This window comes from Pseudomonas frederiksbergensis (assembly GCF_017114915.1).
Lineage (GTDB): Bacteria > Pseudomonadota > Gammaproteobacteria > Pseudomonadales > Pseudomonadaceae > Aquipseudomonas > Aquipseudomonas frederiksbergensis_I.
This window is the reverse complement of sequence record NZ_JAAUOE010000007.1, coordinates 77,792-89,790: the sequence shown is the minus strand read 5'-3', so window position 1 is coordinate 89,790 and position 11,999 is coordinate 77,792. Positions and strand designations below refer to the sequence as shown.

The window sequence follows — 11,999 nt, the reverse complement described above, 5'->3', positions numbered from 1 at the left end:
ACCAACATGAACGATATTCATGCAAAACCGGCACATGCTCCAAAAGCGCACAGGTTTGTTATTATCCCGGCCCTTCGTCATGGCCTTACCGAGTAGTCCAAATGTCCGATCGCAGCGTTCGCCTTCAAGCTCTCAAGCACGCCCTCAAAGAGCGCATCCTGATTCTCGATGGCGGCATGGGGACGATGATCCAGAGCTACAAGCTCGAGGAACAGGATTACCGTGGCAAACGCTTCGCCGACTGGCCGACTGATGTAAAAGGCAACAACGACTTGTTGGTACTGACCCGCCCGGACGTGATTGGTGGCATCGAGAAAGCCTACCTGGATGCCGGCGCCGACATTCTGGAAACCAACACCTTCAACGCCACCCGGATTTCCATGGCCGATTACGGCATGGAAGAACTGGCCTACGAACTGAACGTAGAAGGCGCGCGCCTGGCCCGCAAGATTGCCGATGCGAAAACCCTCGAGAACCCGGACAAGCCGCGCTTCGTCGCCGGCGTGCTCGGCCCGACCAGCCGCACCTGCTCGCTGTCGCCGGACGTGAACAACCCCGGCTACCGCAACGTGACCTTCGATGAACTGGTGGAAAACTACACCGAGGCCACCAAAGGCCTGATCGAAGGCGGCGCCGACCTGATCCTGATCGAAACCATTTTCGACACCCTCAACGCCAAAGCGGCGATCTTCGCCGTGCAAGGGGTTTACGAAGAGCTGGGCGTCGAGTTGCCGATCATGATTTCCGGCACCATCACCGACGCCTCTGGCCGCACCCTCTCCGGCCAGACCACCGAAGCGTTCTGGAACTCCGTGGCTCACGCCAAACCGATTTCCGTCGGCCTGAACTGCGCCCTCGGCGCCCGTGAGTTGCGCCCGTACCTGGAAGAGCTGTCGAACAAAGCCAACACCCACGTGTCGGCGCACCCGAACGCCGGCCTGCCGAACGAATTCGGCGAGTACGACGAACTGCCGGCCCAAACCGCCAAGGTCATCGAAGAGTTCGCCCAAAGCGGCTTCCTGAATATCGTCGGCGGCTGCTGCGGCACCACGCCGGGGCACATCGAAGCCATCGCCAAAGCGGTCGCCGGTTACGCCCCGCGTGAAATTCCGGACATTCCCAAGGCCTGCCGCCTGTCGGGCCTGGAACCGTTCACCATCGATCGCAGCTCGCTGTTCGTCAACGTCGGCGAGCGCACCAACATCACCGGTTCCGCCAAATTCGCCCGCCTGATCCGTGAAGACAACTACACCGAAGCCCTGGAAGTCGCCCTGCAGCAGGTTGAAGCCGGCGCCCAGGTGATCGACATCAACATGGACGAAGGGATGCTCGATTCGAAGAAGGCCATGGTGACCTTCCTCAATCTGATTGCCGGCGAACCGGACATCTCCCGCGTACCGATCATGATCGACTCCTCCAAGTGGGAAGTGATCGAAGCCGGCCTCAAGTGCATCCAGGGCAAGGGCATCGTCAACTCCATCAGCATGAAGGAAGGCGTGGAGCAGTTCATTCATCACGCCAAACTGTGCAAGCGCTACGGCGCCGCAGTCGTCGTGATGGCCTTCGACGAAGCCGGCCAGGCCGACACCGAAGCGCGCAAGAAAGAAATCTGCAAACGCTCCTACGACATTCTGGTCAACGAAGTCGGCTTCCCGCCGGAAGACATCATCTTCGACCCGAACATCTTCGCCGTGGCCACCGGCATCGAAGAACACAACAACTACGCTGTGGACTTCATCAACGCCTGCGCCTACATCCGCGACGAACTGCCGTACGCCTTGAGCTCTGGCGGCGTGTCCAACGTGTCGTTCTCGTTCCGTGGCAACAACCCGGTGCGCGAGGCGATTCACTCGGTGTTTCTGCTGTATGCGATCCGCAACGGCCTGACCATGGGTATCGTCAACGCCGGCCAACTGGAGATCTACGACCAGATTCCGGTGGAACTGCGCGACGCCGTTGAAGACGTGATCCTCAACCGCACTCCGGAAGGCACCGACGCCCTCCTCGCCATCGCCGACAAGTACAAGGGCGACGGCAGCGTCAAGGAAGCCGAGACCGAAGAGTGGCGTAACTGGGACGTCAACAAGCGTCTGGAACATGCGCTGGTCAAGGGCATCACCACCCACATCGTGGAAGACACCGAAGAGTCGCGCCTGTCGTTCGCGCGCCCGATCGAAGTCATCGAAGGCCCGTTGATGGCCGGGATGAACATCGTTGGCGACCTGTTCGGCGCCGGCAAAATGTTCCTGCCGCAAGTGGTGAAATCCGCCCGCGTGATGAAGCAGGCCGTGGCCCACTTGATCCCGTTCATCGAGCTGGAAAAAGGTGACAAACCGGAAGCTAAGGGCAAGATCCTCATGGCCACGGTCAAGGGTGACGTGCACGACATCGGCAAGAACATCGTCGGCGTGGTGCTGGGCTGTAACGGCTACGACATCGTCGACCTCGGCGTGATGGTGCCGGCGGAGAAGATCCTGCAAGTCGCCAAAGACGAGAAATGCGACATCATCGGCCTGTCCGGCTTGATCACACCTTCGCTGGACGAAATGGTTCACGTGGCCCGCGAGATGCAGCGTCAGGACTTCCACTTGCCGCTGATGATCGGTGGCGCGACCACCTCCAAGGCGCACACGGCGGTGAAGATCGAGCCCAAGTACAGCAACGACGCGGTGATCTACGTCACCGACGCCTCCCGCGCCGTGGGCGTGGCCACCCAGTTGCTGTCCAAGGAGCTTAAGGCCGGCTTCGTCGAGAAGACCCGTCTGGAATACATCGACGTTCGCGAGCGCACCGCCAACCGCAGCGCCCGCACCGAGCGCCTGAGCTACCCGGCGGCCATCGCCAAGAAGCCGCAGTTCGACTGGGCCAACTATGAGCCGGTCAAACCGACGTTCACCGGCGCCAAGGTGCTGGACAACATTGACCTGAAGGTTCTGGCCGAATACATCGACTGGACACCGTTCTTCATCTCCTGGGACCTGGCCGGCAAATTCCCGCGCATCCTCAAGGACGAAGTGGTCGGTGAAGCCGCCACCGCGCTGTACGCCGATGCCCAGGAAATGCTTGCCAAGCTGATCGACGAGAAGCTGATCAGCGCCCGTGCCGTGTTCGGTTTCTGGCCGGCCAACCAGGTGCGCGACGATGACATCGAAGTCTACGGCGATGACGGCAAGCCATTGGCCAAACTGCATCACTTGCGTCAGCAGATCATCAAGACCGACGGCAAACCGAACTTCTCCCTCGCCGACTTCGTCGCGCCCAAAGACAGCGGCGTGACCGACTACGTGGGTGGTTTCATCACCACCGCCGGGATCGGCGCCGAAGAAGTGGCCAAGGCTTATCAGGAGGCTGGCGACGATTACAACTCGATCATGGTCAAGGCATTGGCCGACCGCCTGGCCGAGGCGTGCGCCGAGTGGCTGCACCAGCAAGTGCGTAAAGACTACTGGGGCTACGCCAAGGACGAGGCGCTGGACAATGAGGCGCTGATCAAAGAGCAGTACACCGGCATCCGCCCTGCTCCGGGCTATCCGGCGTGCCCGGATCACACCGAGAAAGCCACGCTGTTCAAGCTGCTGGACCCGGAGGCGGAAGAACTCAAGGCCGGCCGCAGCGGCGTGTTCCTCACCGAGCACTACGCCATGTTCCCGGCGGCGGCGGTCAGCGGCTGGTACTTCGCTCATCCGCAGGCGCAATACTTCGCCGTGGGCAAGATCGACAAGGACCAGGTGCAGAGTTATACGTCGCGCAAAGGTCAGGAGCTGAGCGTGACCGAACGCTGGCTGGCGCCTAACCTGGGTTACGACAACTAACCCCCATCCCCTGTGGGAGCGAGGCTTGCCCGCGAAGAACGATGACGCGATTTCCCTGTGAGACCGTGTCATCGTGCTTCGCGGGCAAGCCTCGCTCCTACAATCTATGCTTAGTTCTCATGCATACGTGGCGAGGGATTTATGGACGATCCAGTCGACAACAACAAACCTCCGACCTTCTGGCAGATGCTGCACAGCGTCATGGCGGCGGCGTTCGGGGTGCAGAGCGGGAAGAACCGGGCGCGGGATTTCACCCACGGCAAGCCCAGTCATTTCGTGATTCTGGGGATTGTGTTCACGGCGGTGTTCGCCCTGACGCTGTTCGGCATCGTCAAACTGGTGCTGCACCTGGCCGGGATCTGAGCCGGCTCAGTGCATCAGGGTTTGCAGGCTGAACGGGTAGCGATAGGACGTCGGCCGCCCCTTGGCCGAGAGCTTTCGAAAATTCACCCCGTAATCCTGAGTTGTACTCAAGGCCAGCAGTCGCCGGGCTTGCGCGTGATCGATCAGTTGCAACAACGAAATCTGCCGGTCGCGTCCGCCGTACTGGCTGACATCCACCCCCTGTTCGTAATCATGCAGCTGCACCAGGGCCCAACCACCCAGAGTGAAGTGCCCGCCCAATAGCACGCTCAATCGGCCGTCCAGCAGCGCCTGCAACGCGGTCGGTGAGTTGTTGACGGCGCTGAACAGCGCGTCCTTGCCCGGCTGGCCTCCGGTTTCGGTGTACGCCTGCATGGCGCCGAAGGCCATTTCATCGTTGGCCGACCAGACCAGCGAGGTTTTCGGGTAGCGCTTGAACAACAATCTGGCCTGTTCGTGGGCCCGCTCGCGGCTCCAGCCGCCATAGACCAGCTGGCGCAAACGAACTTCCGGGTGTTCGGCCAATGCCCGCATCATGCCCTTCTCACGCTGTTGCGCGGCTGGCGTGGTCTTCAGGCCGGAAAAGGCCACCAGCTCAATGACTTCGCCGGACGCTACCGGGCGATGCAGGCGAATCAGTTCCTTGAGCATCAGGTAGCCGCCCTCCTCGTTATTGGGCACCAGGCTGCCCAGCCAGTCGGGATATTTGTCCGGCTGGGCGCCGAGCAGGCGCATCTGGTCCGCGGTCAGGCCGTTGTTGACCATAAACAGCTTCACGCCGCTGCCTTGCGCCAGGCGCAGGATTTCGGGCGCGACGTACAGCTCGTTGACGAACACCAGATAGTCCGGCCGATCCGGCCCTTGCAGCGCTTCGCGGGCCTGTTTGAGCGCGGTCTCGGCGTTGCGTTCGGAATATTGAATACGCAAATCCATGCCCAGGTCCTTGGCCGCGGCCTGCATGAATTGCGAGTAGCTGACCCAGAAGACCTCTTGGGTGGTCCCTGGATTGAGGAACAATACGGACGCTGCCTGGGCACACGATCCCAGGACCGTGCCAAGCGCCAGTACCGCACCACAGAAAAATTTCAACATTGATCGTCCGAGCCCCCGAAAATCCGCCGCGCATTATAGCCAGCGGAATTCCTTGAAACGGCGCTTATTCCAGCTTTTGTCCGACAAGTGTCGGCACCGGGCCCGGACGGGGTCGTTATTGGTGGCTGACCCAGAATACCGCTGTGCCCACGACCAGGATGATCAGGAACAAAATCGCCCAAGCATCGACCGTGCTATCGCTTTTCCGTGCTTTGGTTGGGTTGCTCATTGCATCGCCTCTTGTCGGTTTTATCGGTGATTGCATAAAGACTCGAGCACAGTTAAGACGATGATTGCCCGCACTACAAACGTGGGTTTTACCACTATGAATTTCATTAGTCGTTTTGGTTCTTTGCATATACTCAAACATCACTTTTGCGCATAACTGCAAACTGGTATCTTGCGTCGGCTCCGTTGGGAGTGCGCGGCCGTGCGCGCAGAATTGCCGAGGCAGAATCGGACTCCAGCAAGCGATCACGCAGCTGCATCCGACCGGCCCAAGCCTGAGAACAGGACTTATATGTACGTATACGACGAGTACGATCAGCGGATCATCGAGGACCGCGTCAAGCAGTTCCGTGATCAGACCCGACGCTATCTGGCAGGCGAGCTGAGCGAAGAAGAATTCCGCCCCCTGCGCCTGCAAAATGGCCTTTATATCCAGCGCTTTGCCCCGATGCTGCGGGTGGCGGTGCCTTATGGCCAACTCACTTCGCGCCAGACGCGAATGATGGCCAAAATTGCCCGCGACTACGACAAGGGCTACGCCCACATCAGTACCCGGCAGAACGTGCAGTTCAACTGGCCGGCCGTGGAAGACATCCCGGACATCCTGGCTGAGCTGGCGACCGTGCAGATGCATGCGATCCAGACCAGCGGCAACTGCCTGCGCAACGTCACCACCGACCAATTCGCCGGTGTCGCGGCCGACGAGTTGATCGACCCGCGGCCATGGTGCGAAATCGTCCGTCAGTGGACCACCTTCCACCCGGAATTCGCCTACCTGCCGCGTAAATTCAAAATCGCCATCAACGGTTCGACGTCCGACCGTGCGGCCATCGAAGTCCATGACATTGGCCTCGAGCCCGTGCACAACGCCGCGGGCGAATTGGGTTTCCGCGTGCTGGTCGGTGGCGGCCTGGGCCGTACTCCGGTGGTGGGCGCGTTCATCAACGAGTTCCTGCCGTGGCAAGACCTGCTGAGCTACCTCGACGCCATCCTGCGTGTCTACAACCGCTACGGCCGTCGTGACAACAAATACAAGGCGCGGATCAAGATTCTGGTCAAGGCCCTGACGCCTGAAGTGTTCGCTCAAAAAGTCGACGCGGAAATGGAACACCTTCGCGGTGGCCAGACCACATTGACCGAAGCCGAAGTGCATCGCGTGGCCAAACACTTCGTCGATCCGGACTACAAGGCGCTGGAAAACCAGACCGCTGAACTGGCCGAGCTCGACAAGCAGCACCCAGGCTTCGCCCGCTGGCGCACCCGCAACACCCTGGCCCACAAGAAACCGGGTTATGTGGCCGTGACGCTGTCCCTGAAGCCGACCGGCGTTGCGCCGGGCGACATCACCGACAAGCAGCTCGATGCCGTGGCCGACCTCGCCGACCGCTACAGCTTCGGCCAGCTGCGCACCTCCCACGAGCAGAACATCATTCTGGCCGATGTCGAGCAGAGCCAGTTGTTCGCCATGTGGGGCGAGTTGCGCGAGCAAGGTTTCGCCACGCCGAACATCGGCTTGCTGACCGACATCATCTGCTGCCCGGGCGGCGACTTCTGCTCCCTGGCCAACGCCAAGTCGATCCCGATCGCCGAATCGATCCAGCGCCGTTTCGACGACCTGGACTACCTGTTCGACATCGGCGAGCTGGACCTGAACATCTCCGGCTGCATGAACGCCTGTGGTCACCACCATGTGGGCCACATCGGCATTCTCGGGGTGGACAAGAAAGGCGAAGAGTTCTACCAGGTGTCCCTGGGTGGCAGCGCCAGTCGCGACGCGAGCCTGGGCAAGATCCTCGGCCCGTCCTTCGCCCAGGAAGCCATGCCTGACGTGATCGAGAAGCTGATCGACGTGTACATCGAACAACGTACCGAAGATGAGCGCTTCATCGACACCTATCAGCGTATTGGCATCGACCTCTTCAAGGAGCGCGTCTATGCAGCGAATAATTAAGAACAACGAAGTCGTCGACGAAACCTGGCACCTGCTGCCCAAAGATTTCAACATCGACGAGATCAGCAACTGCGACGACCTGATCGTCCCGCTGCAACTGTGGCGCGAACACAGCCGTATGCTCAAGGCCCGCGATGGCGGCCTGGGTGTGTGGCTGGATGCCGATGAAGAAGCTGAAGAAATCGGTGACGACGTGGCGAACTTCCAGGTCATCGCCCTGAATTTCCCGGCCTTCACCGATGGCCGCAACTACTCCAACGCCCGTCTGCTGCGTGACCGTTATGGTTTCAAAGGCGAACTGCGGGCGATCGGCGATGTGCTGCGCGACCAGCTGTTCTACATGCATCGCTGCGGTTTCGATGCCTTTGCATTGCGCGCCGATAAAGACCCGTACGAAGCCCTGGAAAGTCTCAAGGACTTCTCGGTGACCTATCAGGCCGCCACCGACGAACCGCTGCCGCTGTTCCGTCGTCGTTGACAATAAAGCCCTGATCCCATCGGGATCAGGGCTTTGTAGGCTCAGCCGTGCTACCCAAAACTGCTATCGCCAGATCGGAATCGGCTGCCCCAAAGCCACCCAATTCCGGTACAGCTGCGCACGGGTTTCCAACGCCGTGAATACCGCAAATGGGTTATCGAAAGCCCCCTCCGGCATCGGTGGATTCAGGGTCAATCGTCCCCACAATTCTTCCGCAGCATCCGCTTCACCCAACAGTCGCCACACCCGTGTCTGAAGATCCAGATAATTGACCCGGAAATCCGCGGTGAGGGTCAACGCGCTCATGGTCCCTAAAAACCTCGCGCCACGAGGTTTTAGAGCCAGGCGATTCCAGACCTGTAGCCGGGCATCGCGCGGCCCTGCTTCAATTCCGTTCAACCAGGCCACCGGATCCGAATAGCCCGGGCCCGGCGCACTCAGCCACAAGTTGAGACCCGTTTGCTCCCGATGCGAGACCAGTCGCTGCAAGGTGTCCTCATCGGTCAGTGGGTTGTTCCACAGCAGCACGCGGTCCCTGGCGATGGCCTGGTTCAGTACTGCCTGCGGAACGCGACGAATCTGGTTATTGCTCAGATCCAGCGTGGTCATGTAAGGCTGGTCCATGATCCCGACCGGGCACGTGGTGATGCCCGTGTCATTCAGCTTCAGCGATCGTAATTGGTCCATTCCCAGCACCACGGGAGGCACACCCAACGGGTTATGGCTCAGATCCAGCGATTGCAGGTTAACCAACTGACTTAATTGCGCCGCCGTGTTTTCCTGGAAAGCCAGCTCGGTGGAGCGCAGGTTCAGCGAAGTGAGATGCTGTAGCGTAAGGATCGAGGATGGCAACGCGCGTACCAGCTCACCATTTGGATTGGGTATTCGCAGGTCCGTGCCTTCCAGGTCCAGGCTGCGCAAATTTGGAAAGCGCTTCAGAAACTTCGTCAAAGACTTCCGTTCGAACACCTGGAATTCTTGCAGGTTCAGCCCGACCACGTCATCGAACCGGGCATTCAGCTTCGGTAATCGATGGAAGTCTTCATGACCCATATTCATCGTGAACCCGACACTATGATTGCCGGAGTAGTGGCTGTTTTGCTGGGGCGCTCGCTTTTGCAAGATGGCAATCAGCTCATCGGCCAGTTCACCCCGGGTCCGGCGCTCATATGCCATCGCGCGCTGCAAACGCTCAAAGTTGCGGAACCCGATGTCCACGTGGGTCAGCCCCTCTGTCCCGGGGTCCCCCATCTGCAGGAAGTCGACATCCATATCGTCGATGTCGTCCGCTACTTGATCGATCCACGCCTCCAGATCCACGTGCAATTGCTGCAACTGCAGTCTTGAGCTGTCGATGTACGCCTGAGCCCCGTCTCCCAGTTGCTGCAAGAGTGAGTCGGCCTCGTCGTTGGAGAACTCGGGATAAATTTCCTTGAGCTGTAACCTCGTCATGGCGTGCGCCAAGGCCCCCTCTTCAAGTGGGTCTGGATACGATCCCCCTCTCAGTCCCTGCGCTTCGAAGGGCAACCCTGAATTCATTCTATCGAGCCCCAGGACCAACTCTGAACGGGACAACGCGTGATCGCCGATCTTGAGTTTCAGCTCAGCGCCTGGATCCGTGGACAGCAGTTGCAAGGTCGAACGCTCATCCCTGGACAGGACACCGACAACAGCTTCATAGATATTCGTGCCCGCAGAAGAGTGAGCTGACAAATCGTAGGGTTGATAACGGTCTCCCATCTTGATCAGGCGTCGACAATCGGACGTATCGAACGGACCGCTACAATCCAGAACCCGACCGCCGGGTGAACCGTCGAGCACTTCAATTCGTAATTTTTCCGGCCAGCCAGGCAGGTTCTTCAGTGAATGCAACGCCAGTACGTCCGACTCTGCACTGGTCACAGAGTTAAGATAGAACCCTTCATAAGCACGTTGGAGACGCACATGCTTCTGGTATTGGCGCGCCTTGCTGTCCAGCTGCCTGAACAATTGTTTTGCCTGGTCAGCGTCCGGCAGTGTCTTGAAGTCAACGCCGTAACGGTCGAGCATCTGTTCCACGGCTTTTTTGGGCAGACCGGGATATTGCCGTTGAAACAACCGGACCCATTCGTATTCGGATTTTTGCAGCGCCTGGTAACGGCTGTTGAACAGTTCGACGCGTGCGGCGAATGAATCGGCCAGCCCCGCGATGTCCTGATCGATCCTGAAGCGGTCGATGGTGTCGGCCAGCATGGGCGTCGGCGCACGCCCTGCCTGCATCAGGCGCAGCATGTCATCATCGATTGCGCTGACCTTGCCAATGTGTGCCAACACTTCGTCACTGAACGTACCTGCCGGAGCACCGACGCCTCGCAGAAGGTCAACACGCGTTGGCAAGGGCCGGACCGGCATTGCACTCGCGGCTGATTCGGAATGCATTGCGGTTTCACCGCCATCCCCAGCCTTGGTCAACGCGCGCCCTTCTACGCCATCGCGACCGATCGCGGCGGTCTCTGCGGCCAACGGCAACGCGTTGAGCAAACCGAACACCGTGCGGCTCACCCCCTGCGAGCGCTTGTCGGCCGTCTCACCGTTGATGGCCTGATCCAGGCCGTAGCCGGCGTCGATAAGTCCGGCCAGGGCCAATAACCCCTCGCCTCCCGGTACAAACAACGCCAAGGGCCCGAATTGATTCACCCACTGGACGATCGGCTCGATGAGCGCACTCAGATTGTCGCGGTTGACCTGAGCATCATCGCGGATGGTTTTTACACTGGCCTGAGCGGCCTGTTTCATGGTCAAGACCAGCTGCGCAAAGGGATCGGTGCCTGAACGAGGAATGTCGAAGTCAATGTAGTCGGCAGGATTCCAATAACCATCATTGTTGAAGAAACCGGCCTCTGTGCTCAGGTGATGCTGTGCCGGGTATTCAACCATGCCGTCCAGCGCCGTCAGTACGCCGGCGTGAAATGTCCCATCGCTGCGATCGTCATCGGCAAAGTGCGACGCCAGCGCATGCTTCGTTTCGGGCGCCCTGCCCTGATCCACCATCCATTGGCGCAGTTGGCGTCTATCGGAAAACTCGTGAATCGGCGAAGAGTTGCCAGGGATATACACCATCACCCTGTCGCTGGATCGATCACGGAAACACCAGATGTCCGTCGCGGTGTATCGATAGAGTTTCAAACGGCTTGCCTCGACATCCGAGGCAATATGAGTGGGCGCTTGCAACTGGTTCATCGTCAGCGTTTCCCATGCCTGATCGGGTGGCAATCCAGCTGCTTGCATAGCCAGTTCCAGACCTTTTCGTGACAGGCAACGTTCATGGTGCTGCAGCCAGGCTGTCATGACAAAAGCGGCTTTTGTCGATGTTCTCAGGGCGTAAGGCCTGACACCGGCGAGTACCTCGTCAGACGGCCAGGCTTTATCGACATAGGCCTGATACAAGTCCTTGAACTCCAGTTCCCAGACCCACTTTTTGAAATCGGCAGGCCGAAGATTGATTTGCGTGTGCGGCCCATAGGTTTGCGCAACCGTAGCGCGATAAATGCCCTCATAGGTGTCGTGGTTGCCGCTGCCCACATAGGCAAACTCATCGACCTTCTCGACAATGCGCACCGACGGCCCGATGTCCGGCGGTGTGTACAGCCCAAATGCGGTTTCGCCGAAGCGCCCGTCGCCCACGGTCTGATAATTGCCAAGCAATGCCTGGATCAGGGTGCGGGAGTTTCCCACCTGGCCCTGATGAACACCGTTCTGCGGGGGATGCCCCCGATAGTTGTAGTCGAGCGTTACCAGCAAGGCTGTCTGCGGATCAATATCGGCGCCCCACTTCTCCTTGATCAAGCGCTCACCAAACTGAGCGGGGGTTTGCGGCAGGGCGGTCTCCACCGCGTTTTTTAGTTCGTTACGCATCAGGACGGCGGGCGTCGGAGCCGCACCGTGGGCGTGATCATTCATATGCATTCCATTGCAAACTGTTGAGAACCGCCAGAATAAGCAGCCACGACTCAAGCGTAAGTCGGAATGATCGCCAACTCATTTAGGAGGTTTCACCGCGTTCGCAGGAAAGTGGCCAGTCTGAAATACCGGGCGA

General features: G+C 59.4%; 6 protein-coding genes. 4 read left to right on the top strand and 2 right to left on the bottom strand.

What is annotated here, in order from left to right:
• Positions 1-101: 101 nt before the first annotated feature.
• Both metH and HCU66_RS07810 read left to right on the top strand, forming a co-directional pair.
• Positions 102-3,812 carry a methionine synthase gene (metH, locus tag HCU66_RS07815; RefSeq protein ID WP_205887932.1) on the top strand — a complete coding sequence of 1,237 codons (3,711 nt, stop codon included), beginning with the start codon at positions 102-104 and terminating at the stop codon, positions 3,810-3,812.
• 141 nt (positions 3,813-3,953) lie between these two features.
• Positions 3,954-4,175, top strand: a complete 222-nt coding sequence (locus HCU66_RS07810) for a DUF2970 domain-containing protein (RefSeq protein WP_138967253.1) — start codon at positions 3,954-3,956, stop codon at positions 4,173-4,175.
• Between the two features lie 6 nt (positions 4,176-4,181).
• On the opposite strand, the gene HCU66_RS07805 is transcribed toward HCU66_RS07810, so the two are convergent.
• Complete coding sequence (locus HCU66_RS07805) at positions 4,182-5,267, bottom strand: ABC transporter substrate-binding protein (protein ID WP_205887931.1); 1,086 nt, start codon at positions 5,265-5,267, stop codon at positions 4,182-4,184.
• 520 nt (positions 5,268-5,787) lie between these two features.
• Here HCU66_RS07805 and HCU66_RS07800 point away from each other — a divergent pair.
• Together HCU66_RS07800 and HCU66_RS07795 are read left to right on the top strand one after the other, a co-directional pair.
• Positions 5,788-7,446, top strand: a complete 1,659-nt coding sequence (locus HCU66_RS07800) for a nitrite/sulfite reductase (RefSeq protein WP_205887930.1) — start codon at positions 5,788-5,790, stop codon at positions 7,444-7,446.
• On the top strand, positions 7,430-7,924 hold the full coding sequence (locus HCU66_RS07795) for a DUF934 domain-containing protein (RefSeq protein WP_205887929.1): 495 nt from the start codon (positions 7,430-7,432) through the stop codon (positions 7,922-7,924). Before HCU66_RS07800 ends, HCU66_RS07795 begins: the two co-directional genes overlap by 17 nt.
• 63 nt (positions 7,925-7,987) lie before the next feature.
• On the opposite strand, the gene HCU66_RS07790 is transcribed toward HCU66_RS07795, so the two are convergent.
• Positions 7,988-11,863: a leucine-rich repeat domain-containing protein gene (locus HCU66_RS07790; protein WP_205887928.1), complete on the bottom strand. Its 3,876-nt coding sequence runs from the start codon at positions 11,861-11,863 to the stop codon at positions 7,988-7,990.
• Positions 11,864-11,999 lie beyond the last annotated feature (136 nt).